The organism is Falsihalocynthiibacter sp. SS001, from assembly GCF_042445055.1.
Taxonomy (GTDB): Bacteria; Pseudomonadota; Alphaproteobacteria; order Rhodobacterales; family Rhodobacteraceae; genus Falsihalocynthiibacter.
This window is the reverse complement of the sequence record NZ_CP170339.1, coordinates 3,086,344-3,111,627: the sequence shown is the minus strand read 5'-3', so window position 1 is coordinate 3,111,627 and position 25,284 is coordinate 3,086,344. Positions and strand designations below refer to the sequence as shown.

General features: G+C 53.6%; 22 protein-coding genes and 1 tRNA gene. 17 read left to right on the top strand and 6 right to left on the bottom strand.

Going from position 1 to position 25,284, the window contains the following annotated elements; genetic code table 11:
• Nucleotides 1–60: 60 nt before the first annotated feature.
• Together ACFE33_RS14965 and ACFE33_RS14960 are read left to right on the top strand one after the other, a co-directional pair.
• Nucleotides 61–984, top strand: coding sequence for an SH3 domain-containing protein (locus tag ACFE33_RS14965; protein WP_380055102.1), 924 nt, complete (start codon nt 61–63; stop codon nt 982–984).
• 3 nt (nt 985–987) lie between these two features.
• Nucleotides 988–1,743 carry a hypothetical protein gene (locus ACFE33_RS14960; protein WP_380055099.1) on the top strand — a complete coding sequence of 252 codons (756 nt, stop codon included), beginning with the start codon at nt 988–990 and terminating at the stop codon, nt 1,741–1,743.
• On the opposite strand, the gene ACFE33_RS14955 is transcribed toward ACFE33_RS14960, so the two are convergent.
• Genes ACFE33_RS14955 through ACFE33_RS14945 form a run of 3 tightly spaced genes read right to left on the bottom strand, consistent with a single transcriptional unit; the run spans nt 1,740 to nt 4,661 of the window.
• Nucleotides 1,740–2,681, bottom strand: coding sequence for a metallophosphoesterase family protein (locus tag ACFE33_RS14955; protein WP_380055096.1), 942 nt, complete (start codon nt 2,679–2,681; stop codon nt 1,740–1,742). The two genes, ACFE33_RS14960 and ACFE33_RS14955, sit on opposite strands and share 4 nt — an antisense overlap.
• On the bottom strand, nt 2,671–4,098 hold the full coding sequence (locus ACFE33_RS14950; protein ID WP_380055093.1) for a hypothetical protein: 1,428 nt from the start codon (nt 4,096–4,098) through the stop codon (nt 2,671–2,673). The genes ACFE33_RS14955 and ACFE33_RS14950 overlap by 11 nt, the downstream gene beginning before the upstream one ends.
• Nucleotides 4,099–4,112: 14 nt before the next feature.
• A complete protein-coding gene (locus tag ACFE33_RS14945) occupies nt 4,113–4,661 on the bottom strand; it encodes a hypothetical protein (RefSeq protein ID WP_380055090.1) in 549 nt (182 codons plus the stop codon).
• Nucleotides 4,662–4,971: 310 nt separating this feature from the next.
• On the opposite strand from ACFE33_RS14945, the gene yghX reads away from it, so the two are divergent.
• The gene (yghX, locus tag ACFE33_RS14940; RefSeq protein ID WP_380055087.1) at nt 4,972–5,886 is read left to right on the top strand and encodes a YghX family hydrolase; all 915 of its coding nucleotides are present in this window, start codon (nt 4,972–4,974) and stop codon (nt 5,884–5,886) included.
• 305 nt (nt 5,887–6,191) lie between these two features.
• Complete coding sequence (locus ACFE33_RS14935) at nt 6,192–6,509, top strand: excinuclease ABC subunit A (protein WP_380055084.1); 318 nt, start codon at nt 6,192–6,194, stop codon at nt 6,507–6,509.
• Between the two features lie 66 nt (nt 6,510–6,575).
• Here ACFE33_RS14935 and ACFE33_RS14930 read toward each other — a convergent pair whose 3' ends face one another.
• Complete coding sequence (locus ACFE33_RS14930; RefSeq protein WP_380055082.1) at nt 6,576–7,412, bottom strand: TolB family protein; 837 nt, start codon at nt 7,410–7,412, stop codon at nt 6,576–6,578.
• 264 nt (nt 7,413–7,676) lie between these two features.
• Between ACFE33_RS14930 and ACFE33_RS14925 the strand changes: the two genes are divergently transcribed.
• The 7 genes from ACFE33_RS14925 (at nt 7,677) to ACFE33_RS14895 (ending at nt 14,149) form a co-directional block, all read left to right on the top strand.
• A complete protein-coding gene (locus ACFE33_RS14925) occupies nt 7,677–8,354 on the top strand; it encodes a TetR/AcrR family transcriptional regulator (RefSeq protein ID WP_380055080.1) in 678 nt (225 codons plus the stop codon).
• 202 nt (nt 8,355–8,556) lie between these two features.
• Nucleotides 8,557–9,408, top strand: a complete 852-nt coding sequence (locus ACFE33_RS14920; protein ID WP_380055077.1) for an ABC transporter ATP-binding protein — start codon at nt 8,557–8,559, stop codon at nt 9,406–9,408.
• 10 nt (nt 9,409–9,418) lie between these two features.
• Nucleotides 9,419–10,192, top strand: a complete 774-nt coding sequence (locus tag ACFE33_RS14915; protein WP_380055075.1) for an ABC transporter permease — start codon at nt 9,419–9,421, stop codon at nt 10,190–10,192.
• Between the two features lie 35 nt (nt 10,193–10,227).
• The gene (locus ACFE33_RS14910; protein ID WP_380055072.1) at nt 10,228–11,253 is read left to right on the top strand and encodes an ABC transporter substrate-binding protein; all 1,026 of its coding nucleotides are present in this window, start codon (nt 10,228–10,230) and stop codon (nt 11,251–11,253) included.
• A 92-nt stretch (nt 11,254–11,345) separates the two neighbouring features.
• Nucleotides 11,346–12,824 (top strand): amidohydrolase family protein, encoded by a 1,479-nt coding sequence (locus ACFE33_RS14905; protein WP_380055068.1) that lies wholly within the window; start codon nt 11,346–11,348, stop codon nt 12,822–12,824.
• An 11-nt stretch (nt 12,825–12,835) separates the two neighbouring features.
• Nucleotides 12,836–13,261, top strand: a complete 426-nt coding sequence (locus tag ACFE33_RS14900) for a nuclear transport factor 2 family protein (RefSeq protein ID WP_380055065.1) — start codon at nt 12,836–12,838, stop codon at nt 13,259–13,261.
• A 3-nt stretch (nt 13,262–13,264) separates the two neighbouring features.
• Complete coding sequence (locus ACFE33_RS14895; RefSeq protein WP_380055063.1) at nt 13,265–14,149, top strand: polysaccharide deacetylase family protein; 885 nt, start codon at nt 13,265–13,267, stop codon at nt 14,147–14,149.
• 213 nt (nt 14,150–14,362) lie between these two features.
• Here ACFE33_RS14895 and ACFE33_RS14890 read toward each other — a convergent pair.
• Nucleotides 14,363–14,448 (bottom strand) — tRNA-Leu (locus ACFE33_RS14890).
• 153 nt (nt 14,449–14,601) lie between these two features.
• Here ACFE33_RS14890 and ACFE33_RS14885 point away from each other — a divergent pair.
• Complete coding sequence (locus ACFE33_RS14885) at nt 14,602–15,582, top strand: complex I NDUFA9 subunit family protein (protein WP_380055061.1); 981 nt, start codon at nt 14,602–14,604, stop codon at nt 15,580–15,582.
• On the opposite strand, the gene ACFE33_RS14880 is transcribed toward ACFE33_RS14885, so the two are convergent.
• Entirely contained in the window at nt 15,579–16,382 is an 804-nt protein-coding gene (locus ACFE33_RS14880; protein WP_380055058.1) for an undecaprenyl-diphosphate phosphatase, read from the bottom strand. The genes ACFE33_RS14885 and ACFE33_RS14880 overlap by 4 nt on opposite strands.
• 218 nt (nt 16,383–16,600) lie before the next feature.
• Here ACFE33_RS14880 and ACFE33_RS14875 point away from each other — a divergent pair, with 218 nt between their 5' ends.
• The 5 genes from ACFE33_RS14875 (at nt 16,601) to queG (ending at nt 25,276) form a co-directional block, all read left to right on the top strand.
• Entirely contained in the window at nt 16,601–18,034 is a 1,434-nt protein-coding gene (locus tag ACFE33_RS14875; RefSeq protein ID WP_380055056.1) for an NAD(P)-dependent oxidoreductase, read from the top strand.
• Nucleotides 18,035–18,115: 81 nt separating this feature from the next.
• Nucleotides 18,116–22,651 carry a glutamate synthase large subunit gene (gene gltB, locus ACFE33_RS14870; protein WP_380055053.1) on the top strand — a complete coding sequence of 1,512 codons (4,536 nt, stop codon included), beginning with the start codon at nt 18,116–18,118 and terminating at the stop codon, nt 22,649–22,651.
• 176 nt (nt 22,652–22,827) lie between these two features.
• Nucleotides 22,828–23,523, top strand: coding sequence for a monofunctional biosynthetic peptidoglycan transglycosylase (gene mtgA, locus ACFE33_RS14865; protein WP_380055050.1), 696 nt, complete (start codon nt 22,828–22,830; stop codon nt 23,521–23,523).
• A gap of 53 nt (nt 23,524–23,576) precedes the next feature.
• Nucleotides 23,577–24,242 carry a glutathione S-transferase family protein gene (locus ACFE33_RS14860; RefSeq protein ID WP_380055048.1) on the top strand — a complete coding sequence of 222 codons (666 nt, stop codon included), beginning with the start codon at nt 23,577–23,579 and terminating at the stop codon, nt 24,240–24,242.
• Nucleotides 24,239–25,276, top strand: coding sequence for a tRNA epoxyqueuosine(34) reductase QueG (gene queG, locus ACFE33_RS14855; RefSeq protein ID WP_380055045.1), 1,038 nt, complete (start codon nt 24,239–24,241; stop codon nt 25,274–25,276). Before ACFE33_RS14860 ends, queG begins: the two co-directional genes overlap by 4 nt.
• Nucleotides 25,277–25,284 lie beyond the last annotated feature (8 nt).

The window sequence follows — 25,284 nt, the reverse complement described above, 5'->3', positions numbered from 1 at the left end:
GGTGAAAAGCCTTGATCAATTAACCTTCTAAGATAGGCTTACATTGAAAAGGAGGTCGACATGCAGAAAACTTTTTTGGCTGCAATTGTGGCGGCGATTATTTCGTTTCCAGCGGTTGGTCATGCAGAGGCCGACGGTCCGGATTATTTTATGGTTGAGGGTGTTGCCTCTGAGGATGTGTTGAACATGCGCGCGGGGCCAAGTGCGTCCGACTCTATTGTCGGAAAGATTCCCCCGAACGCAACGGGTATACGGAACCTTGGGTGCGAGGGCGGACTTTCCTTCGAAGAGTGGACAGCAGCAACCGACGAAGAACGCGATGCGGCCAAGCATGACCGTTGGTGCCAAGTTGAATACAACGGTGTTACGGGTTGGTCCGCGGGGCGGTATTTGGTCGAAAGTGCACAAGCAAGCGTTGCGCCGGCATTCGATTGTGGCAAGGCATCAAATAGCGCCGAGGAGGCCGTGTGCTCGGACCCAAATTTGGCACGGCTGGATGTTGAACTTGCGCGTCTTTACGACCTTGCGCGGCATGGGAAGAACACCGGCAAAGATCGACTGGCTGAGCTGCGCGCAATGCAGCGCGGCTGGATTAAGGGGCGCGACGAATGTTGGAAATCCTCCGATGATCTGAATACTTGTATCGCCAAGAGTTATGTCCAGCGTATCGATGATCTTCGTACAGGTTATTTCGATGCACGCAGTGAAGATGACGCGGGCATCTCTTCGGGGCCGTTCGCATATATCTGCGAGGGCTTGGATGCGGGCGTTTCGATGGTTGCCGTGAACTCTGACGTTCCGATGATTTCGCTGCGGTGGAATGATAAGTGGGTCATTCCGGCTCTTGAACCCACAGGCTCTGGCGCAAAGTACCGCGGAGAGACATTTGAGGGCGAGTATACCTTTTGGATGCAGGGGGACGAGGCAATGCTTACGACGCCGACGCAGTCGGACCTAAAGTGCCAAAAGGAAGAGATTGGATAGTAAATGAGAGTAACAAAATACGGCGCGCTCATGGCATTGGGCGCGCTGCCGAGTGCGGCGATGGCGCAACTTCTTCCTGACGACGGGGCAGTTAACATTCAAAACGCGATTAGCCTCCAGGGGGGCGGTTGGTCGCAAATCAAAAACCTCGATGAGCTTAAGGTGTTCACGCTAGACGCGCTGTTCACGATTTTTCTTACGGCGATGATCGTGTATCATCCGGTACGGCATAAATCGCGCAGAACCCTTGCAGATATCGAAATGCCGCGCTTGTTTTTCCTCTATGCGCTGGTTGGTTTGACCGTTGGTTTCCTTGTGATCCAGCACGGCTATATCATTGGATTCGTCATTTTTGGCATCGGCGCGCTTCTTCGGTTTCGATCAAATCTGGATCAATCCCAAGACACAGTTGAAATGATAATCGTTACGGTTCTCGGGCTTTCGGTCGGGATGGGTCTGCCTATTCTTGCGCTGCTCACGGCTCTGCTTACTTGGTGTTTCCTCTGGCTTGGCTGGCGGCAACGCGGTGTGGAGGTTGTCCTGAAAGGTGCGAGTGAGGAGGAAGTTATTGCCGCGAGTGCGAATCTTGAACAAACCGCGCAAGACGCAAAGTGGCAACTCGTGAACAAGCATCACGTCGTTGGCAAAACCGCGATCACGCTATTGTTCCAAATCTCGGGCCACATGAACGAAGCCAAGGTAGAGACAATAATATCCGCCGCAATTCCCGCGGAAATTGACCACAAAGTGAATCTCTAATTTGCCAGATCAAGCCGTTTAAGGGTCGCTTTGGGCGTTTTGATGGATTGGGGAAGTGTTGTTATGTCAATCTCGCTTGTGTAATTCGGCGCGCGCAACGCCTTGACGCGGTAATTGCCGTTCGCGTCGATTGAGAGCATCGTAAAGCTGTGCTCAGAGGTGCCCGAAGTTCCGATCAGTTTTCGTGCGCCCCCACCTAGGCAGGCCTGCGAAACATACGCCACGCCATCCTTCCAGCCCGGATAATAGGCGTGGTGATGGCCGGATAAATGCAGCGAAACCCCGACTTCTCGTTGAAGAGCGTCGAGCGTCGTATCGCCGATTATTTCGCGTTCCCGTGCTTGTGCAAACGGCCATAGGGGTAGGTGGCTAAAGGTAACTATCGACTTATAGCCCTTCGACATCGCTTTGAGGCGCTGCATCTGATCGCCGGAAAGCGGCCCAAGTGTTGTGGCATCATAAGAGACAAAAAGTGTCCCTTCTTTCTCAAACCCATAGAAGAATGGATAATCCTTATCATCTAGGAACTTCACCGCAGGGCGACGCTTACTCCATTGGGCCGCGAAGATTTTGCGTTCACGCTCAAAGCCCGAGTAAGCAGAGGCGTCGTGATTTCCGGGTGTAACGGCCAGCGGTATGCCTGCCTTTGCGAGTGGGTCGCTGACCGTGCGGTGAAACGATGTCCACATCGCATCAACTTCCGCTTGCGAGAGCAGAGGTTTTCGCTGCCCCGCCACCAAGTCACCTGTCGCGATCACCAAGTCGGGCTTGATCTGAATAATGCGTTCAATCGCTTGGGAAACGCGGTTGCTATATTTTGTAGAGCCATAGGAACCGTTTGTGTCCGAAATTACCGCAACTTCGAGAGCGAAAGCGATGCTCGCACTGGCAATCCACACCGCGAGGGCGGCCCAAAGGGTTGGCAATTTAGGGCGCATTACAGTCAACTTTCTTGGGGGCAACGGACCCATTGAGCATAAACTCCTTGGGGTTAAGATCGAAAATCAATTGTCCGTCATTGCATGCTTCGCGCAGGATATTGGTCGCGAGGTTCGTGTTTTTAACAACCTGCTGCACTTGACCATCCGAAAGGCCAAGGCTTGCGTTTAGCCACGCGTATATTGGCCCTTGCGATTGTAAATCGGCGTCCAAATCGATGAGCTTTTTGTAGGTGTCGCCATCAAAGTGGCGGAGCTTTTCCAGCATTTGTGTCGACTTGGCAAAGTTGGCGTATTCTACGCGACCGCCCGCGTCGTTATCGTTCAGGTTGGTACGCTTTATGAGGATCGCGTCCGCTGGCACATCACCGTCGTTCGGTTCGTGATGTTTGGCCTTTTTGTGTTTTACGTCTCCGCTTGCGACCCAGTACCAATAAGGCGTGAAGTCGATGTTCCCCACGCGATCCTGTTGGCTAAATATGAAATCCAAGAGCACAATCTCGGACAGTTCCTTCATCCAATAGGCTATCTGCACGGGCGGAACATCATCGCCCAAGTCTTTGTTGATTTGCCTGTCTTTGCGCCCGTTGGTCACACCCTCTGTAATCGCCTCAGGTAGAGGTTTCGTAGAGCGAAGTGCGAGGTAGGGCGGCGTAACCTGAAAATCGTTGTTCTGGCCTTTGCCCCAGCCGGACTTGCGGGTGCCGTTGACCGCTGAGTTATAGCGCTGTCCGGGGCTGTCCAGTATCACGCCATAGATTTGTGTGCGATCCGCCGTAAACAGATCATCCGTCGGGCTATAGGTGCTGGGGTTTTGATCGGCAGCAACAAAGGCGCGCCATCCTTCGTGGTTCATTCGTCCGCCGTGCGCACCACCTGAAAGCGAAAGCCCCGCCTCGGCGACCTCGGAGAGATGCGCTTTGGCGTCCATGCTGCGCCACACTGCAACAGGGACATCAACCGTCATGTCGAAATATCGCGAGAAATGATAGTACATGAGGGACGAGGGCGCGAAGGTGCCGCTGGTCCCCTTTTGGTTCATGGTGGATTTGAACTTGGCGATCCGGTCTTTCGCGAGGTTATCGGCGCTCTTGCCTTCGCTACAGGCGTTGCGCTCAAATTCGGCGCGGTTATTTTGATACGGCCCTTCGGAGATATCATAGATCGCAACACCCGGGCTGGTGCTCCATGTTTTGGGGCAGAGCGCGATATCTGCGGCATAGAGGTCCATATCGCAGTAGTACTTTTCCTGTTCAAGGTCGCTTTTGTGGTACGTCCCGTTCGGGATTGGCTCGATTTGAACGCATTGTTCCGCCACACCATTCGGGCTTGTATGAGAGGTGCTCTGTCCGACAATTTGGTCGCTGGCGTAGAGCGAAGTGGGCAGAAGGGATGCGATGAGAAGCGGGCGTATCATCTATTATGCCGCCTTTACTTCGGGCAGATGGCGGCGCGTTCCGCATCTGTTATTTTGAGATCACTTGCTACAGAGAAGTTTGAGAATTTGGCGTCAATCCATTTGTCGCAACCGCCAGAGCATGGCGCGCCATTGCGCGTTTCGTTCCAGTATTGTTTGGCACGGCCCTCGGACCAGCCGCAAAACTGTACCAACGCCATTGCCGATAATGCGCCTGAAGAATGAACGCCCCACATGCAATGCACCAAAACCGGCCCGTCGTTCGGTGATTTAATGACGTCGTGAACAGCCTTCATAACGCTTGATGGTCGAGAGGAGCGTGCGGCCTCATAATCAAAGCTGCCGTTTGCACAACTCGTCGCTCCGTACTTGGTATTCTTACCGAAATCCGCGTAAAAGCCTTTGGAATACCCTGCATTACAAAGCGTTTGGCGTTGTTGCTGAGAAAGCCCTGTGCGCGATTTGTCTCCGCCGCTAAAACCTGCACGGTACAGAACGCCAGACAGAACAGGACGGTAGAATGTCATCCCGTCCACATTTCCAGCAGAGCTTCGTTCTGACATCTGCGAGGCGCTTGGCCCACCATTTCGGGAAGTTACATCGGCGGAAGCGGCCGTGGCCGCGACTAGGAAAAAACAAGCTGCTAAGAATTCTTGCACAATCGCTCTCACTCTTTTTCGGTGACGAGCCCGTAAAATAAAGGGCTACCGTTTGAGGATAAGCGGCAAAGTGCGCGCGGGGCAATAATCTTTGCCGTCGGCGATGTGAAATGCTGTTCATAGCGTCAGTTAACTTCGGCGTGATGTTGGCGAAATCAGGTATCCGCGTGGTCGAATCGTGCTACTTTTCGCGTATTTACAGGGAGAATACTCAATGAATAAAGGTATCTCATCCAAACGCCTGACCGCCGCAGATTTCGATCAGGACCTGTTGGACCTCTATGATTACTATGCACACGGCAAGATTTCGAAGCGTGAATTTCTAGACCGCGCAGGTCGGTGGGCCGTGGGTGGCCTTACGGCGGCGGCAATTCTTAGTACGCTTTCACCCAACTATGCCCTTGCTCAACAGGTTGCCGAAGATGACGAGGATATTGTCGGCGAGGACATTACCTATCAAAGCCCGAATGGAACGGGAGAGGTAACCGCCTATCTTGTCCGTCCCGCGAATATTGACCCAGATCGGCCACCGGCGGCGGTGCTTGTTGTTCACGAGAATAGAGGGCTCAACCCATACATTCGTGACGTAGTGCGACGCCTGGCGAAGGCTGGTTTCGTTGCAATGGGGCCTGATGGTCTGTCTTCACTCGGTGGTTATCCAGAAACCGACGACGAGGGTCGCGATATGCAGCGGACCCTAGATCAAGAAGCATTGCTGAACGACTTCTTTGCTGGGTTTGAGTATCTTCAAGCGCTTGAAGGCACAAATGGCAAAGTTGGCGCGACGGGCTTCTGTTACGGCGGCGGTGTCGTAAACCGTCTCGCGGCGGCTTACACCGAGATGGCCGCTGGCGTCCCATTCTATGGCTCATTCCCAGATGCAGAACTGGTACCTGGAATCCAAGCGCCATTGATGGTGCAGCTCGCAGCGCTTGATCAGCGTATCAACGCGATGTGGCCGCCCTTCCAGAAAGAGCTTGAAGACAACGATAAGCGATACGATGTCCATATCTATCCGGCAGTTAACCACGGTTTCCACAACGACACGACGCCCCGCTACGATGAGGCGGCAGCGATGCTCGCAGAAGAGCGTATGGTGGCATGGTTCCGTACTTACCTAGCGGCTTAGATTCTATTGCGCCCGCCAGTCAGTGGGCGCAATACCTTCGAGATATTGAGAACATCGGTTGGAATTTCAACTTCAGCTTCAGTCCTTTGCTACTAAACAGAGAACTAGAGCATGCGCAGTGGTATTTAGCTCGTCCGATCACTTATTTGCTCTCCGCTCGTATTCTTTTAGGTAATTTATTTGAAGCGGTGTTAGACCACCGCTAACCGCTGAATTTGGCGGATATTTGCCAGTTTGAAAGGTCAGGGCTTGGCGGAAGGGAACCATTACCCCATGTATGAAGTTGAATTCCAAAAAGGTGTATGATGCAAAAACTTATCCCAAGCTTAATAGCCATTCTGGTATCCATTTCTCCCGTGGCCGCGCATGCGGACGCGCACAAGGGCTGCCCTCCGGGCCTCGCCAAGAAGAACAACGGTTGTCTGCCGCCGGGGCAGGCAAAGAAGATCTATGGTCGTGGTGATCGCCTTGAGGGAGACTATGATCTGATCAAGAATCCAGACCGCTATGGATTGAAGCCCGGTAAAACCTACTATCGCCTCGGTGACTATGTTTATCAGGTGAATCGCGAGACCAAAGAAGTGCTCGATCTAATCGGCGCCGTCTCCGCGATCTTGAATTAGGGTCCCAATACTCGTCGACACAATTGGCACTGCTCGTGTTTGGCTCGCGAGCAGTGCCTTATCTCATTAATGACTTGGTCTTAATAAGACATAACGCATGAAGGCGAACTTGCTGCTATCCGGAGCCCAGCAGGGTACGTTAATTGTGCCCTGTCCACCAAATAGTGTAGTAAGCGCGCGGCTCTTTCCTCCCTCAGTTGGCATCAAGCGAAGCTCTACATTCTTTCCCGCTGGATGCCCCTGTGTGCCCAATGGGTAAGCGAGATAGAGGATGTGGCGACCATCGGGGGAGGGATGCGGGAACCAGTTCACGCTTTTCTCATCGGTCATCTGCTCGATATCGCTGCCGTTTGGCCGTACGCGCCAGAGCTGAACGCTCCCGCGTTTCTCTCCGTTGAACCAAATCCAAGCGCCGTCGGCTGTGTAATCGGGGCCGTCGCAATGATCAAAGCCGCGGGTAACCTGAGTTTCTTCTCCGCCCGTGACGCCAATTGTGTGGATTTGATAGCCCTCACCGCGATTTGCGGTGTAGGTGAGAGACGCGCCGTCGGGAGACCAGCCGTGCCAATAGGACGGTGTTTTTTCCGTGACGCGCGCAGGTGTGCCACCGCCGATGGGGAGCGTGTAGATCGTGCTTTCGCCCGTTTCGGTCTGATCGCTAATCGCCAGCAGAGAGCCATCTGGCGAAATCCCGTGGTCATTGTTCAGCTTCTTCGCAAAGCCCGTGTCGATGGGCCGTAACTCGGGCGCGTCGAGGGGCACATCATAGAGTTTGCCATCGCCGTTCACGACAAGCCCGCCTCCGTCAGGCCGCCAGTTCGGTGCTTCGATATGGCCATCCAAACGCAGCAGGAGGCTGTCTTTTCCGCTAGCGAGATCATGGATCATCAATTCACTTTTCATAGAAATTCCTTAGGTTCCGCTTCGGTCAAAAAAGGGCGTTGTCGTGCTAGCGAAGGTATGTTTGCGATACGTCGTAAACCACACAGCCGATATCTTATTACCTCGTCAAAATTGCCCTCGCTAAGCGTCTTCATGGATTGGAAGAGTATCCAGATTCGGGTTGTGCTTGGTATGCCACTGATCTTTACCAATTTGCATTCAAGCGATTACATGCGTCGATAAAGCGGCAAACTAAAGCAATTAAGTAAGTTGAGATGTGAGACAATGACCGAAAAGCTTGGCAATCAATCCCGCGCCAAAGATAAGAGCGCGAAATTCAGAAGCCGAGACGCGGCGCGGACGCAGGCGGAAATCTTGGCTGTTGCAGTGGATGAGTTTGCCGAGCACGGTTTCCACGGCGCGCGGATTGATCGCATTACCAAGGCGGCCAAATGCAACTCTCGCATGATCTATCACTACTTTGGCGGCAAAGAGCAGCTGTACATCGCAGCACTCGAAAACATTTTTCGGCAGATCCGAGATCAAGAAGCAGAGCTGAATTTCAGTGAAGGTGATCCCGCGGAGAAAATCTATGAACTGGTAGATTTCACGTTCGATTACTTTAAAAATAACGCCAATTTTCGCAAGATGACTCGCAATGAGAACGTCTTGAACGGCGAATATATCGCGCGCTCTGCTGTGACGCGGGATATGTCGGAGCCTCTTATTGTTGCGATCAGAGATCTGGTGGAGCGTGGTTTTGCCAGCGGAGCGTTCAAGCGCAAGGCCGATCCTGTCCAGCTCTATCTAAGCATTGTTGCGATTTCAGCACACCATCTGAACAACGGCGCAACGCTTGGCATCGTAGTGGGGCAGGACTTGTTTGACGAAGATTGGCAAGAGCAACGGCGCAAGCACGCGATTGATATGATCCAAGGCTACCTTGGCATCCAGAATCGATAGCGCGCGCGGGAATTGAATGTGCGTCGCTGCCGTGAGTCCACACCAGACAGACCGAACATTTCCGAGTTTAGGCTATTTCACGCCGCTTTATTTTCATGCTGGCCGCCAAGATTATGCCCATTTATTGTGCGGGCATCGCTAATTCTAAATATTTTTACTTAATTTCATTTATCGCCAAACAGGGCTGCTCTCTGATGGGCGCATGAACAAGCTAAACCAATATGAACAGGCCTCCGATGCGGCCGTAAATATAAACCCTGTACATCATCGCCATGCGGTAGAGTTGCAGGCTGCATCCGTTATTTTCGGAAGAGGAGAGGACGCGGTTACAGCGCTTTCTCCTACGTCTCTGAAGATGGACGCCGGTGACTTTGTTGCTTTGGTCGGACCTTCGGGGTGCGGCAAGTCAACGATCCTGCGTCTTGTTAGTAATCTGATCCAGCCATCAACTGGCGTCGTGCTTGTTGGTGGAAAGGAAGCCGCTGCAAAACAATTGCGGATCGGTATGGCATTCCAAAACCCGACAATGCTGCCGTGGTTGACGATTGAGCAGAACGTGATGATGCCACTAAAGATCGTTGCGCCATTCAAATCGACATACCGGAAAGATCGCAAAGGCGCCTTTCGGGATCGCGTTCACAAACTCTTGCGGCAGGTTGGATTACAGGACTTCGCCAATCATTACCCATGGCAGCTTTCAGGTGGAATGTTGCAGCGATCAAACTTGTGTCGTGCGCTAATCCACGAGCCAGATTTGCTTCTGCTGGACGAACCGTTTGGCGCATTGGATCAGTTCACCCGCGAAGAATTGTGGCAGATTCTTCAGGACCTGTACCTTGATCGTAAGCCGACTGTATTGTTGGTCACCCACGATTTGCGCGAAGCAGGTTTCTTGGCCAAACGCATTTGTGTAATGAGCGCGCGCCCCGGACGGATCATATCCGACGAAGCGGTGAACATCTCGCAGCCGCGCGATATCGGAATGATTTATAGCCCCGAGTTTGTCGAAATGACCCAAGGCCTGCGCGAGTTGATCGCACAGGTCCGTGAATAGGATATCTTCCATGACCGAGAAAACGCGCATCAGAATGATGTCATTCTCCCTGATTTTTGGCTTTTTCCTGATGTGGGAACTGCTTTGTACTTTTCTGGACATATCTGATCTTGTTCTACCGCGCCCTTCCGAAATTGTTGTGACGCTATGGCAGAAGTTCCCGATATTGCTCCCTCATATTTTACAGACTTTGTATTCTACACTCACGGGTTTCGTACTTGGTGTGGTTATCGGAACTGCGCTTGGTGTGATGGTCGGAACGTCCAAGGTGGCCTACGCGGTGGCCTATCCGCTTTTGGTTGGTTTTTCGTCCATACCTAAGGTCGCCGTTGTGCCGATTTTTGTACTTTGGTTTGGGGCGGGAACTACGCCGGCGATCCTGACTGCGATGGTCATTTGTGTGTTTCCAATCGTTGTGAATATCGCGACGGGTTTGGCGACGACCGAACCTGATCTTGAGGATGTTCTGAAAACGCTTGGTGCGTCGAAACGCGAAATTCTCTGGAATGTCGGGCTTCCGCGCACGATGCCTTACTTCTTTGCAGCGCTGAAAGTCGCGATCACGCTGTCCTTTGTTGGCGCCGTACTTTCCGAGACCGTGGCGTCCAATCGCGGCATCGGAAATGTCATGATGACCGCCTCGTCGAATTTCCAAGTGTCGTTGGTCTTCGCTGGATTGATTATTCTCGCTCTACTTGGTGTGGCGCTATACGCCCTGTTTTCTCTGCTCGAACGCCGAGTGACAGGTTGGGCGACACGCGGCAACGACCTCACAATCACATAACCACTCTTCTTCACATCAAAATAAGGAAAGCTGAAATGAAGCATGTTCTCATGGGGGCCACATTCGCACTATTGGCCGGTGCAGTGCCATCGTTTGCCGAGATGACAGACATCCGGTTTACACTTGGTTGGAAGACGCAAGGGTCCGACGCACCATTCTTGGTTGCACTGAACGAAGGTTATTTCGAAGAAGAGGGTCTGAATGTTTCCATTGACCAAGGAGAGGGTTCCGCAGCGACCGTGACGCGGATTATGGGCGGCGCTTATGATGCCGGATTTGGCGACATCAACGCGATCATTCAGAATGCCGCCGCCCGTCCAGGTGAAGCGCCCGTAATGGTCTATCAACTGTGGAACCGTCCGCCGTTCGCAATCGTCACACCAAAAACCGCGGGCATTGAAACCCCTGCTGACTTCGAAGGAAAAACACTAGGTGGTGCGCAGGGTACGCCGACAACACGACTATTTCCGGTTTTTGCCGAGATTAACGGCATCAATCTAGAGAAGGTCGCTCAAGAAAGCATGGCGCCCAACTTGCAAGAGCCAATGATGATCCGTGGGGATATCGACGGAGCGTTCGTGTTTACCTCGACAAGTTGGTTTAATCTGATCGCCAACCGCCAAGATCCTGCGAACGACTACAACTGGTTTAACTTCGAAGATTACGGCATGGACTTGTACTCGAACGGCTTGATGGTTTCGCGCAAACTCTTGGCGGAGAATCCTGAAGCCGTAGAAGGCCTCGTTCGCGCTGTGAATAAGGCAACGCTTGAAGTTGCCGCCAATCAGGACAGCTCGGTTGAGGCGCTCTTGGCTTACGACAATCTGATCGATTCCGATCTGGAACTGGCGCGCCTGGAATTTTCACTCACCAACCTGATGAATGCCCCAGAAGTTGAAACGATCGGCATGGGTGACCTCGATGACGAGCGCTTGACCCGCTCGATTGAAATCGTCGCAAAGGGCTATGACCTAGAACGTTTGCCAGAGGCGTCCGAGATCTTTGATCGCTCCTTCCTGCCACCGGTAGAAGAACGCAAATTCGTCGCGACAATCAACTAAACAACCTGACACTTCGCGGCTGGGGCAATCCGGTCGCGAAGTCGTTCTTTTGAGGGCCAGATTTTCTGGAGCATGCTTTTCAGGGTCGCGTTATGACTAAACGTCAAAAGCTGTTGTTCGGCGGGCTGGTGCTTGTTGATAATGACCGGTTTGAACAAGTGTCCATCCTTGTGCGCGAAGGTGTCATTGAGGCACTTATTCCACAAGGAGAGGGGCCCGACGATGCAGAACAGATTGACGTTAGCAATCGTCTCATAATTCCGGGATTAGTGAACGGCCATACCCATTCGCACGGCGCATTGGGTAGGGGCGGTGTCGCCGGTGACCTCACGCTAGAGCCATTCCTATCGAGGGCCGCATGGTTGAATGGATCGCGTCGTGTCGATGATCTGCGTCTCGCCGCCGAGCTTTCCGCAGCGGAATCCATTCGCAAAGGCTGTACCTCCTGTTTTGACCTATTTATCGAGCTGCCGGGGCCTACGGTTGAAGGCATACATGCGGTGGCGAACGCATATCACGAAGCAGGACTTCGGGCCGTTGTCGCGCCCATGATCGCGGATCAAACACTGTATCAGGCATTACCGGGGCTACTGGATAGTTTTGAACCACCTCTACGCGATATGGTTGCGGCCCTGTCGTTGCCAGACTGGCCGAAAACCATGGCGACCTGCGCCGAGGCGTTTGACAGTTGGCCCATAGCTATGGATCGCGTGCGCCCCGGGCTTGGCCCCACTATTCCATTGCATTGTTCGGATGTTTTTTTGCAATCCTGCTCAGCAATGTCCAATCGGGATCAGATACCTCTGCAAACTCACCTTGCCGAAACACGAATGCAACAGGTGATGGCCATGCAGAAATACGGCACAACTATTACGGCGCATCTGAATAACATCGGTGTGCTTGGCCCGCAGTTCAGCGGCGCGCACGGCGTTTGGATTTCTGAGCCCGAGGCCGCAATTCTTGCAGGCCACAAGTCTTGTATTTGCCACAACCCGTTGAGCAATTTGCGCCTTGGTTCCGGCATAGCGCCCGTGCGAATGCTTATGGATGCTGGCGTTGGCATGGGAGTCGGGACAGACGCGTCAAATACTTCTGACGGGCAGAACATGTTTGAAGCGATGCGCCTCGCGGCGACGCTCAGTCGTGCAAATGCAGAGGGAAGTGATGAATGGGTCTCGACGCGAGAGGCGTTCAATATGGCGACCACTGGGAGTGCTCGGATTATGGGGCTCAAGAATGTCGGCATGATTGCCGCTGGATGGGCGGCTGATCTGTTGTTTCTTGATGCGGGCTATTGCCACTATACGCCACTGCGAAACCCTTTAGACCAAATCGTGTTTTCCGAAAATGGTGCCGCGCTACGCGAAGTTATGATTGCTGGCGAGTATGTTTTTGCAAACGATCGCGTGTTGACCTTGAATGAAGCTGCACTCGCAGTGCGCGCGCACGATGCTGTAGAGCGTCTTGATACAGCAAACGCGCAGACCCGCTTGTTGAATGAGGCCGCATCAGTGGTCGTGCAGAGTTTTTGCCGCGCCACATGTGCGGCGTCCTTATCCAGAATAAACTAAAGGTTAGAGCTATGGACCAACAAATAGACCCCGTCATTGCGGCAAAGAATATTGTCGAAAGCTATCTAGAACGGTCGATGGTGCCAGACCCAGAAGGAGCCGCAGTCTACGTGAGCGATGACTTCAAGCTCGTTTTCACAGGTGGTCGCCAATTCTCAGTACCCGCCGAAAGCGCGGCCTTTAACGCGAAACGATATGCTTGGGTCAAAAAGAAATTCCTGCGCACAGATGCCGCCTTGGACGAAGAAACCGGCGACGTACACGTATACAATACTGGGTACCTATTCGGTGAATGGAAGGACGGCAGCACATTCGAGACGAACCGCTATATGGACAAGTTCGTCGTGCGTAATGGTAAGATCATCAGCACAGATGTGTGGAATGACAGCGCAGAAATAATTCTGCACAAAGCAGGTCTAGCAGAGGCGGATCTTTAATACATGCAAATGCAGCAGGGGCGATACGCCTATTCTCCGATAACCAAACGTCCCGATTATTGCTGGCCCGAGGGTAAACGCCTCGCTGTATATGTCGGCCTCAATTTGGAGCATTTTGCTTTTGGCGAAGGGCTTGGTGCAGAACTTGCCCCCGGTGGTCCTCAGCCTGACGTTCTAAATTATGCTTGGCGTGACTATGGAAATCGTGTTGGTGCATGGCGGCTATTAGAGTTGTTTGATGCGCTGGACCTACCTGCGAGTGTTATCACGAATAGCGCAATGTATGATTATGCGCCCGAGCTGATGGAAGCATTCAGAGCGCGCGGTGACGTCATTGTGGGCCACGGGCGTACCAATTCGGAACGGCAGAGTGACTTGAATAAAGTCGCCGAGGCCGCACTGATATCTGAGGCAACCGATATTCTGCGCAATGCAGAGGGCGTACCGCCGAAAGGATGGCTGTCGCCATGGATCGCAGAAAGCCACGATACGCCAGACCTGCTCTCGGAGGCAGGATACAAATATACGCTGAACTGGTGCATGGACGATCAACCGGTTTGGATGAACACAAACGTGGGCCGCATTTTGTCGGTACCTTATCCGCAAGAGATTAACGATATCCCGTCTATCGTCGCGCGAAAGGATGGCGCCGCAGAATTTGCGAATATGATCATCGACAACTTTGACGAAATGCTCGAGCAGTCGGTCGGACAGCCGCTCGTGATGGGAATAGCATTACACCCGTATCTCGTGGGCCAACCCTATAGGCTCCGGCAGCTGCGGCGCGCGTTGTCGCACATCACTTCCCACCGCGATCAGGTATGGCTGACAACAAGCGACGCGATATCTGACTACTGTTACGATGCGATCTCAACTTTGATCACATAAACCAATGCCCGTCGGTCGCAACTGAGTTCTAATTGGGTCGAGATGTTTTTCTGGATAACGCGGACACGTATCAGCCAGTGATGCAAGAACCTCGACCGATGCTAAATGGATGAACGCGTACTTCCTAGGAGCGGTTAGCCTGCCTGAGCGTGGCGCGGAGGGCGCCAAAATTAGGAGAAGTTCTTGATGTAAGTGAGATATACGACAAATTTTTGGTGCCCAGGAGAGGACTCGAACCTCCACGTCCATACAGACACCAGCACCTGAAGCTGGCGCGTCTACCATTCCGCCACCTGGGCAGGTGTCGTGGGGCCGAATTAAAGGGATGCGAAGTGCGTGTCAACGGGATTCGATTTTGAGGCGCTAGATGGCTGCGGATTTCGTTATACTGCTTGTCCAAGCCCTTCGAGAAAGCTATTGAGACATGAGCACAAATTCTTTGGAGGCCAACCATGTCTAAACTTGTCACTATCTACGGCGGATCTGGATTCGTTGGCCGCTATATCGCGCGGCGGATGGCTAAGGCCGGTTGGCGGGTGCGGGTGGCGGTTCGTCGTCCGAACGAAGCAATGTTTGTGAAAACATATGGCGCAGTTGGTCAGGTAGAGCCGGTTCTGTGCAATGTGCGGGATGATGCGTCTGTCGCTGCGGTGATGCAGGGGGCAGATGCGGTGGTAAACTGCGTAGGCATTCTGACCGAAACGCGCCGCAATAAATTTGATGCGGTTCAGCATGAGGCCGCGGAACGCGTTGCTCGTATAGCTGCTGATCAGGGCGTTAAATCTTTGGTGCATCTCTCGAGTATCGGCGCGAGCACAGAGGCAGAGTCCGAGTATTCCCGCACCAAGGGCCTTGGCGAAGCCGGTATCCTGAAACACTTCCCAAGTGCGACAATCCTGCGTCCTTCGGTGATTTTTGGTAGCGAAGATGAGTTTGTGAACAAATTCGCATCTATGTCGCGCCTAGGTCCGGTGATGGCCATCGTTGGTGGCGATACAACGTTCCAACCTGTCCACGTTGATGATGTCGCCGAGGCCGTTGAAGTGGCGTTGAACAAGAATTTGTCAGGCGTTTATGAATTGGGCGGGCCTGAGGTTCTAAGCTTGCGTGCGATTGTTGGCAAAATCCTCGAATGTGCGCACCGCCGTCGTATCGTTCTGAACCTTCCATTCTTTGTGGGAAGCATTCTTGGTGGTGTCTTTGGCCTGCTTCAGGCACTGACGTTGGGCATGTTCCACAACAGTATTCTTACACGTGATCAGGTGAAGAGCCTGAAGCATGACAATGTCGTCGATGCAGGCGCTAAGGGATTTGCGGATCTGGGCATTAAACCAACAAGCCTTGATGCAGTTATTCCAAGCTATGTTTGGCGCTACCGTCCGTCGGGGCAGTATGACGATATTCGGGACTCTGCGAAGAATATCAAAGCTTAGGTATACGCGATCCACAGCAGTACGCATCCGAGCGCCACACGGTAAATTACGTAGGGGGTGAAGCTTGTGCTACGCAGTAAGCGCATCATGAGCGAGAGGGCCAGAAGCGCTGTGCCGAACGAGAAAACCGCTACGACTGCGCCGTCTGCTGCCACTGAAGCATCGGCAGTCGCGGCAAGTTCGATCGCGGATAGGGTTCCGGATGCGATGATGGTCGGAATTGACATCAGCATGGCGAGCTTTGCACCGTCCTGACGATCATACCCAAGAAAGCGTGCGCCCGTAATTGTCGCGCCAGAACGTGACGTTCCGGGGATAAGGGCGACTGCCTGCCACAGGCCCATGATGATTGCATCGCGGAGCGACCAGTTCTCCTGCGTCTTGGCTGTTTCGCCCTTTTGGTCCGCAAAATAGAGCACGATCCCAAAGAGCAGCATCGTCCAGCCAATCACGGTAATGTTGCGCATTGCATCGTCAATGCCAGACAGTTTCAGCAGCAAGCCGCAGATGACGACGGGGACGGTGGCCACAGCGAGCAAAAAGCAAAGCTTCGCACCGGGTTCGTTTAGGCGCCCCATCAGCATTGCCGGAAGTCCACGAAATGCGAGCGCTACGTCCGTGCGGAAATACAGAATGACCGCAAATAAAGTGCCGACATGGGCGGCGACGTCGATCACTTGGCCTTGGTCGGGAATCTCAAGGAGAATCGGCAAGAGAATCAGGTGGCCAGACGATGAAACCGGCAAAAATTCTGTAATGCCTTGAATTATCGCCACAAGGACAAGATGAAAGAAGCTCATGACGTGAATTCCAGTTCGTTTCTGCGGTCAGTCTAAAGCCTAGTAAATTAAAGGAAAGTTAAAAATTAGGTATCATATACTTACCTATTATTGGCGTGGCTGTGCAAAAATTTTTCTCAAAACGTAGAAAAATCGTCATTTAGGTAAGCATTACTGACTTTTCATTTAATTGGCTATTGAGTAAAAGAACGCTCCCAATAGATTTCGGAGGCCTCGTCATGGCAAAACAGCCAATGCTAAAATTTGTATCGCTTGAACGCTCTATGCCCACAAAGCGCGACGCGGATCAGCGGAACCAAGACTTCCATGAAATCTATGCAGAATTTGCCAGCGCCAAGGCCGCAGAGCAATCCAGTCGTTGTAGCCAGTGTGGCGTTCCTTATTGTCAGAATCACTGTCCGCTGCACAATAATATTCCTGACTGGCTCAAGCTCACTGCCGAAGGGCGCCTGCAAGAAGCTTATGAGCTTTCGCAAGCAACAAACACGTTCCCCGAAATTTGTGGCCGCATTTGCCCGCAGGACCGCCTTTGTGAGGGGAACTGTGTGATTGAACAGTCTGGCCACGGTACCGTAACAATCGGGGCTGTTGAAAAATATTTGACTGATACAGCATGGGAAAATGGCTGGGTGCTTCCGATTCAGCCGAAGGTCGAGCGCGAAGAAAGCGTTGGCATTATTGGTGCCGGTCCCGGTGGCCTTGCGGCGGCGGATGTGCTGCGCCGTCAGGGTGTTCAGGTAACCATCTATGATCGCTATGACCGTGCGGGAGGATTGCTGACATATGGTATCCCTGGTTTTAAGCTTGAGAAAGATGTGGTTCTCAAACGGATCGCGCAGCTCGAAGATGCGGGTGTTAAGTTTGTTCTGAATTGCAATGTTGGCGAAGATATTTCGTTCCAAGCCATTCAGGGCCAGCACGACTCTGTTTTGATTGCGACTGGTGTTTACAACTCTCGCGACTTCCAAGCGCCAGGTTCCGGTGCCGAAGGTGTTGTGCGCGCGATTGACTATCTCACCGCATCTAACCGCAAGAGTTTCGGTGACGATGTGCCAGAATTCGAGAGCGGCGAACTCAATGCCGAAGGAAAGCGCGTTGTTGTCGTGGGCGGTGGCGATACCGCGATGGACTGTGTGCGGACCGCGATCCGTCAGGGCGCCAAGAGCGTTAAGTGCCTATACCGTCGTGACAAAGCGAACATGCCGGGAAGCCAACGCGAAGTTCAGAACGCAGAAGAAGAGGGTGTCGAATTCGTTTGGCTCTCTGCGCCGAAAGCCTTTGTTGGTGATACGGTTGAAAGCGTACTGGTCCAGAAGATGCGCCTTGGGAAGCCCGACGCATCTGGTCGCCAATCGCCCGAATTGATTGAGGGTGCAGACTATACCGAGGACGCGGACCTTGTGGTTGCGGCCCTTGGTTTCACACCCGAAGATTTGCCGACACTCTGGGGTGAAGAAGCCCTCGAGGTAACACGTTGGGGCACGATTAAAGCGGACTTCCGCACCCATGAAACAAGCATCAGCGGTGTATTCGCCGTAGGTGATATTGTTCGCGGTGCGAGCCTTGTTGTCTGGGCGATCAAAGATGGTCGCGACGCCGCCGAGAACATTCTCGACCACCTCAATAATGCGACCGCGCAAGCTGCGGAATAACCGCACGCGCCAAAATCATATGCCAAGGACGCCATCCTTGCCCGAAGAATGCGCCCAACGGGGCCGAATATGGAGATAAACATGACCAAGTTTGACCAGAACTGGAAAGCCGCCGAAGAGGCGAAACGGCAATGGATGGCCGAGAACGGCATGTATTCCGAAGCTGACGAGCACTCCTCTTGCGGGGTTGGGCTTGTTGTGTCGATTGATGGTAAACCATCGCGTTCTGTTGTTGATAACGGGATCAAAGCCCTGCGTGCCATTTGGCACCGCGGCGCGGTAGATGCCGATGGCAAGACAGGTGATGGCGCAGGTATCCATATTCAGATTCCGACTGATTTCTTTAAGGATCAGATCCGCCGCACTGGCCACGAGCCCCGCGCCGATGAGCAAATCGCCGTGGGGATGGTTTTCCTTCCGCGCACGAACTTCGGAGCGCAAGAAACCTGCCGTACAATCGTCGAGAGCGAAGTCCTGCGGATGGGATACTATATCTACGGGTGGCGCCACGTTCCCGTTGATATTGATTGCTTGGGTGACAAGGCGAACGCAACTCGTCCCGAGATCGAGCAAATCCTGATCAGTAATTCCAAGGGCGTTGACGAAGAAACATTTGAGCGCGAACTCTATGTAATCCGCCGTCGCATCGAGAAAGCCGCCGCAGCCGCACATGTGCCGGAACTCTATATTTGTTCGCTGTCCTGCCGTTCGGTGATTTATAAAGGCATGATGCTTGCCGAACAGGTAAGCGTTTTCTATCCAGACCTCGAGGACGAACGCTTCGAGAGTGCGTTCGCGATCTATCATCAGCGCTATTCGACAAATACTTTCCCGCAGTGGTGGTTGGCGCAGCCGTTTCGCATGTTGGCGCATAACGGTGAGATCAACACGCTCAAGGGCAACGTAAACTGGATGAAGAGCCACGAGATCCGCATGGCCTCCAGTGCATTTGGCGATATGGCCGAGGATATCAAACCAATCATTGCGAGCGGTTCTTCTGACTCTGCTGCGTTGGATTCTGTGTTTGAGGTTATGGTGCGCGCGGGGCGGAATGCGCCCATGGCGAAAACCATGCTGATCCCTGAAAGCTGGAGCCAACAAGCGGTCGAATTGCCCACTGCGTGGCGTGATATGTACTCCTATTGTAACTCCGTGATGGAACCATGGGACGGCCCAGCAGCGCTTGCCATGACAGATGGTCGTTGGGTTTGTGCGGGCCTTGACCGTAATGGATTGCGCCCGATGCGTTATGTCGTGACTGGCGACGGAATGCTGATCGCGGGTTCCGAAGCGGGCATGATCCCGATCGACGAGGCGACTGTCGTTGAAAAAGGCGCGCTTGGCCCTGGTCAAATTATCGCGGTCGATATGCAGGAAGGCGCTCTATTCCGCGATACTGAAATCAAAGATCAACTTGCCGCTAGCCGCCCGTTCGGTGACTGGGTCAAGAAAATCGCAAACATGGAAAGCCTACTCGGCGGTAGAACCGAAACGGCGATTTTCTCTGGCAATGAGTTGCGCAAGCGTCAGGTTGCGGCCGGATATAGCATCGAAGAACTGGAGCAAATCCTTCAACCCATGGCAGAGGATGCCAAAGAGGCAATCGCCTCAATGGGCGACGATACCCCGAGCGCGGTTCTTTCCGAGAAATACCGTCCGCTGAGTCACTTCTTCCGTCAAAACTTCTCGCAGGTAACGAACCCTCCGATTGACTCGCTGCGCGAGTACCGTGTGATGAGCCTTAAGACGCGTTTCGGTAACCTCAAGAACGTGCTTGATGAAAGCTCGAGCCAAACAGAAATCTTGGTGCTGGATAGCCCATTCGTGGGCAACGCGCAGTTTGACGGTCTGATGGAGCAATTTGGCGAGAGCGTCGTTGAGATCGACTGTACTTTCCCTGCCAAGGCGGGCGCAAACGCGCTGAGCAAAGCGCTGGAGCGTATCCGTGCGGAGGCCGAAGATGCCGTTCGTTCGGGCGGCGCCCATATCGTTCTGTCGGATATTGCCCAAAGCGAAGACCGCGTTGCGATGCCGATGATTCTAGCGACATCTGCGGTGCATTCTGGCCTTACTCGTAAAGGTCTGCGGACATTCTGTTCTATTTCTGTGCGCTCTGCGGAGTGTATCGATCCGCATTACTTTGCCGTGCTGATCGGCTGTGGTGCTACAATCGTAAACGCTTACCTTGCCGAAGATTCCCTTGCGGATCGTATCGATCGCGGTCTGATTGATTGCTCGTTGACCGAGGCCGTGAAGCGCTATCGCGGCGCGATTGACGCGGGCTTGCTCAAGATCATGGCCAAGATGGGGATTTCCGTTATCTCGTCGTATCGCGGTGGTTTGAACTTTGAGGCCGTGGGCCTTTCTCGTGCGATGGTCGCCGAGTATTTCCCAGGCCTGACAAGCCGCATTTCAGGCATCGGTGTTTCGGGCATTCAGCTTAAGTCCGAGAAAGTCCACGAACTTGGCTGGCTCGGCGGAAGTGACGTCTTGCCAATCGGTGGCTTCTATAAGGCGCGTAAATCGGGCGAGACACACGCATGGGAAGCGCAATCGATGCACATGATGCAAGCGGCCTGTACGCGCGCATCCTATGAAATCTGGAAGCAGTACTCCGCCAAGATGCGGGCGAATCCGCCAATTCACTTGCGTGACTTGTTGGCAATTCAGCCGATTGGAGCAGCGATCCCGATTGAAGAAGTCGAGAGCATTACCGCGATCCGCAAGCGCTTCGTAACGCCGGGCATGTCGCTTGGCGCGCTCAGCCCAGAAGCGCACAAGACTTTGAACGTCGCGATGAACCGTATCGGTGCAAAATCGGACTCTGGCGAGGGCGGCGAGGATCCGGCGCATTTCGTACCAGAAGCGAACGGCGACAACCCTTCCGCGAAAATCAAGCAGGTCGCGTCTGGCCGTTTCGGTGTTACCGCCGAGTATCTGAACCAGTGTGAAGAGCTTGAAATCAAAGTCGCCCAAGGAGCAAAACCGGGCGAGGGTGGGCAGCTTCCGGGTATGAAGGTAACAGACCTGATCGCCCGTTTGCGTCACTCGACCAAAGGCGTGACACTTATTTCGCCTCCGCCTCACCACGATATCTATTCGATCGAGGATTTGGCGCAGCTGATCTATGACCTCAAGCAAATCAACCCGCGTTGTAAAGTGACCGTGAAGCTGGTTGCGGCGTCTGGTGTTGGTACGATTGCCGCGGGTGTTGCCAAGGCTAAGGCTGACGTTATTCTCATTTCGGGCCACAATGGTGGTACAGGTGCATCGCCAGCGACATCGATCAAATACGCGGGTCTTCCGTGGGAGATGGGCCTGACCGAAGCGCACCAAGTTCTAGCGATGAACAAATTGCGCGACCGTGTGACGCTTCGCACGGATGGCGGACTTCGCACCGGTCGGGATATCGTTATGGCGGCCATGATGGGAGCCGAGGAATACGGCATCGGTACTGCGGCGCTTATCGCTATGGGTTGTATTATGGTGCGTCAGTGCCAGTCCAATACATGCCCTGTCGGTGTTTGTACGCAGGACGAAGATCTGCGCGCCAAGTTCGATGGTACAGCGGATAAGGTTGTGAACCTCATCACGTTCTACGCACAGGAAGTTCGCGAAATTCTCGCCAGCATCGGTGCTCGCAGCTTGGACGAAGTGATCGGACGCGCTGACCTGTTGTCGCAGGTTTCGCGTGGCTCGGCTCACCTTGATGATCTCGATCTGAACCCGCTGCTTATCACTGTCGATGGTGCGGACCGGATCGTTTATGACCGCAACAAGCCACGCAATGCCGTGCCTGATACGCTTGATGCCGAAATCGTAAAGGATGCCGCGCGCTTCCTGAACGAAGGCGAGAAAATGCAGCTTCACTATGCGGTTCAGAATACCGACCGCACGATCGGTACACGTACCTCAAGCCATATCGTTCGCAACTTTGGAATGCGCAACTCGTTGCAGCCAGATCACCTGACCATCAAATTGACTGGCTCTGCTGGTCAGTCGCTCGGTGCATTTGCCGCGCCTGGTCTGAAGATCGAGGTTTCGGGCGATGCGAACGACTATGTCGGTAAGGGCCTGTCGGGTGGAACGATCATTGTGCGCCCACCAATGAGTAGCCCACTAGAGGCCTCGGAGAATACTATCATCGGCAACACTGTGCTCTATGGCGCAACCGACGGCTATCTCTTTGCCGCCGGTCGAGCGGGCGAGCGTTTTGCGGTGCGTAACTCTGGCGCCAAGGTCGTGATCGAAGGCTGTGGTGCTTCGGGTTGTGAATATATGACTGGTGGCGTTGCTGTTATTCTTGGCAAAATCGGCGCGAACTTTGGCGCTGGGATGTCTGGCGGTATGGCCTATATCTATGATCCGGAAGGGACGGCGCAGTCCTTGATGAACATGGAAACATTGGTCGTTTGTCCCGTGACGGTTGAGCATTGGCAAAACGAACTCAAATCGTTGATTGAGCGCCATCTTGAAGAAACAGGAAGTCGCAAGGCGGCAGACCTGCTTCAGCACTGGGATCTGGAAAAATCCAAGTTCGTCCAGATTTGTCCGAAAGAAATGTTGGTGCATATTCCGCACCCGCTCAGCGAAGACCAAGATGCTGTTTCGGCGTAACAAGCAATGAAATAACCGAAGGAGCCGAGCCACTGTGCTCGGCTTTTTTGTGCGCGAGACTTGACCAAAAACACTGGGCGTGGTCAGTGTCTTGAGTGGCCAGAAAAGTAGCGAAAAAAACCTCTAAGAAGGCTGGAAAGGCCTCTCGATCGCGCAGCAAGGATAAAGATGACTCCGTGCTCGAAGCAGCGTCACGCTTTGCGCCTATCCGTTTTATTCGGCGTTGGTTCTGGCGCGGCGTGCTTGTTGTCAGTTGTGTGGTTGCGTTGGCCGTTGGGGTGTACGCGTTTGTTAGTCCGCCCACGACACCATATATCCTAACCGAGGCGCGCCGCTTGGGTGGCGTGAAACGCAGTTGGGTTCCGATGGAGGAAATCTCTCCCTATATGGCGCGAAGTGTTGTGGCGGCAGAGGATGCGAACTTCTGTAATCATTGGGGTTTTGACATGGACGCAATTCGCGCGGCGCTCGACTCTGGTGGAAAGCGTGGTGCGTCTACAATTTCACAGCAGGTGGTCAAGAACGTCTATCTCTGGCATGGTCGCAATTGGGCGCGCAAGGCGCTTGAAGCTGCGCTGACTCCGATGGTAGAGGCGACATGGAGCAAGCGCCGAATTATCGAAGTCTACCTTAATGTCGCGGAATTCGATGAGGGGGTCTTTGGCGTGGAGGCCGCTGCAGACCACTATTTTCGCACTTCCGCTGCTGACCTCACGGCGACACAAGCCAGCCGCCTTGCCGCGGTTCTACCCAATCCCAAGGGGCGCTCGGCCAGTCAGCCAACCCCGTGGCTTAGAAAACGTGCGCAGAGCATTGCTGACGGTGCGGCCACAATTCGCGCGGATGGGCGTTCGGCCTGTTTCGAAGGTTGAAATGGGCCGAAAATCGCGGCACTTAGAAACAAACCTACGAAGAGTTACAAATTATGATCCGACTATTTCATGTCCCTTTATCTCCGTTCTGTCGCAAGGTGCGCCTGAGCCTCGCGGAGAAGAACCTAAAGTTTGAATTGGTCGAGGAGCGCTATTGGGAAAAAGATGGGGAGTTCCTTCGTCGAAATCCAGCGGCCAAGGTTCCCGTCCTCAAGATGGACGGCATGATGATGGCCGAAAGCAACGCTATTTGCGAGTACATCGAAGAAAAGCACCCAACCCCAAGCTTGATGCCCAAAAGCGCGGTCGAGCGTTACGAAGTACGCCGTATGGTGAATTGGTTTGACGACAAATTCCACCACGAGGTGACCTCCAAGCTACTGTATGAGCGCGTGAATAAGAAGGTCATGGCGCAGGGATATCCAGACAGCTCGAACGTCAAAGCGGGCGCGCGAAATATTAAGTATCATCTCGATTACATGGGCTGGATTTTGGATCAGCGGCGTTGGCTCGCGGGCGATACGATGACCCTCGCTGATTTCGCGGCGGCGGCGCATTTCTCTGCTTTGGATTATATTTCCGACGTGGATTGGAATCGAAGCGAAAACGTCAAGGCATGGTATGCCAAGATCAAATCGCGCCCTGCGTTCCGCAATATACTGGCGGATCAGCTTCCTGGTTTCCCGCCGCCAGCCCATTACGCGGATCTTGATTTTTGAGCGCGGCGCTCAAAGATAAACTCATCTCTCATGCCCGCGCCGAAGGGTTTGCGCAAATCGGAATCTGCCGTCCGGATTCCGTTCCTGATCTTGCGGAGCGGCTGGCGGATTTCGTGTCCAAGGAGCGCCACGGCCAAATGGCGTGGATGGCAGAGCGCATGAATTGGCGTGGCGCTCCGGATGCCCTTTGGCCCGAAGCCAAGAGCGTGATCATGTTGGCAGAGCCATATACGCCCGCCCAAGATCCGACCGAAGTGCTCGGTATGCGAGACCGTGGAGCGATTAGCGTATATGCTCAAAATCGCGATTATCATGACATCGTGAAGAAGCGCCTTAAACGTGTAGGGCGCTGGCTTATCGAGCAGGAACCTGATGCGCAGATCAAGGTCTTTGTGGATACTGCTCCGGTAATGGAAAAACCGCTCGCGGCTTCGGCGGGTCTTGGATGGCAGGGTAAGCACACGAATTTATTGTCGCGCGAATTGGGTAACTGGTTTTTCCTTGGCGCGATTTTCACGACCGTTGATTTGCCGCCAGACACGCCCGCACGCGAGAACTGTGGTTCCTGTACCGCCTGCCTTGACGCCTGTCCGACCAAGGCGTTCCCCGCGCCGTTTCAGCTTGATGCGCGGCGGTGTATTTCCTACCTGACCATTGAGCACCACGGCCCTGTTGACGAAGAGCTTCGCGCGCTCATGGGAAACCATATTTACGGGTGTGATGATTGCCTGGCGGCGTGTCCTTGGAATAAGTTCGCCGCCGAGGCGCATGAGTTGCGATATGCCGCGCGCGAGGACTTGATCGCGCCACGCCTTGCCGAGCTTGTTATGCTTACGGACGAAGAATTCCGAACAAAGTTTTCGGGGTCTCCCATTAAGAGGGTTGGGCGAAATCGGTTCGTGCGGAATGTGCTTTATGCAATTGGAAATAGTGGCGACACATCCGTTGTGCCGCTTGCCGCGTCGCTTCAGAATGATCCTGATCCCACCGTTCAGGATGCCGCGCAGTGGGCGGTAAAACAACTCACGGCATAGGTTTCCAT

Coding starts and splice junctions, on each gene's coding strand:
- ACFE33_RS14965 (WP_380055102.1), top strand. CDS start 61: ATGCAGAAAACTTTTTTGGCTGCAATTGTGGCGGCGATTATTTCGTTT.
- ACFE33_RS14960 (WP_380055099.1), top strand. CDS start 988: ATGAGAGTAACAAAATACGGCGCGCTCATGGCATTGGGCGCGCTGCCG.
- ACFE33_RS14955 (WP_380055096.1), bottom strand. CDS start 2,681: ATGCGCCCTAAATTGCCAACCCTTTGGGCCGCCCTCGCGGTGTGGATT.
- ACFE33_RS14950 (WP_380055093.1), bottom strand. CDS start 4,098: ATGATACGCCCGCTTCTCATCGCATCCCTTCTGCCCACTTCGCTCTAC.
- ACFE33_RS14945 (WP_380055090.1), bottom strand. CDS start 4,661: ATGTCAGAACGAAGCTCTGCTGGAAATGTGGACGGGATGACATTCTAC.
- yghX (WP_380055087.1), top strand. CDS start 4,972: ATGAATAAAGGTATCTCATCCAAACGCCTGACCGCCGCAGATTTCGAT.
- ACFE33_RS14935 (WP_380055084.1), top strand. CDS start 6,192: ATGCAAAAACTTATCCCAAGCTTAATAGCCATTCTGGTATCCATTTCT.
- ACFE33_RS14930 (WP_380055082.1), bottom strand. CDS start 7,412: ATGAAAAGTGAATTGATGATCCATGATCTCGCTAGCGGAAAAGACAGC.
- ACFE33_RS14925 (WP_380055080.1), top strand. CDS start 7,677: ATGACCGAAAAGCTTGGCAATCAATCCCGCGCCAAAGATAAGAGCGCG.
- ACFE33_RS14920 (WP_380055077.1), top strand. CDS start 8,557: ATGAACAAGCTAAACCAATATGAACAGGCCTCCGATGCGGCCGTAAAT.
- ACFE33_RS14915 (WP_380055075.1), top strand. CDS start 9,419: ATGACCGAGAAAACGCGCATCAGAATGATGTCATTCTCCCTGATTTTT.
- ACFE33_RS14910 (WP_380055072.1), top strand. CDS start 10,228: ATGAAGCATGTTCTCATGGGGGCCACATTCGCACTATTGGCCGGTGCA.
- ACFE33_RS14905 (WP_380055068.1), top strand. CDS start 11,346: ATGACTAAACGTCAAAAGCTGTTGTTCGGCGGGCTGGTGCTTGTTGAT.
- ACFE33_RS14900 (WP_380055065.1), top strand. CDS start 12,836: ATGGACCAACAAATAGACCCCGTCATTGCGGCAAAGAATATTGTCGAA.
- ACFE33_RS14895 (WP_380055063.1), top strand. CDS start 13,265: ATGCAAATGCAGCAGGGGCGATACGCCTATTCTCCGATAACCAAACGT.
- ACFE33_RS14885 (WP_380055061.1), top strand. CDS start 14,602: ATGTCTAAACTTGTCACTATCTACGGCGGATCTGGATTCGTTGGCCGC.
- ACFE33_RS14880 (WP_380055058.1), bottom strand. CDS start 16,382: ATGAGCTTCTTTCATCTTGTCCTTGTGGCGATAATTCAAGGCATTACA.
- ACFE33_RS14875 (WP_380055056.1), top strand. CDS start 16,601: ATGGCAAAACAGCCAATGCTAAAATTTGTATCGCTTGAACGCTCTATG.
- gltB (WP_380055053.1), top strand. CDS start 18,116: ATGACCAAGTTTGACCAGAACTGGAAAGCCGCCGAAGAGGCGAAACGG.
- ACFE33_RS14860 (WP_380055048.1), top strand. CDS start 23,577: ATGATCCGACTATTTCATGTCCCTTTATCTCCGTTCTGTCGCAAGGTG.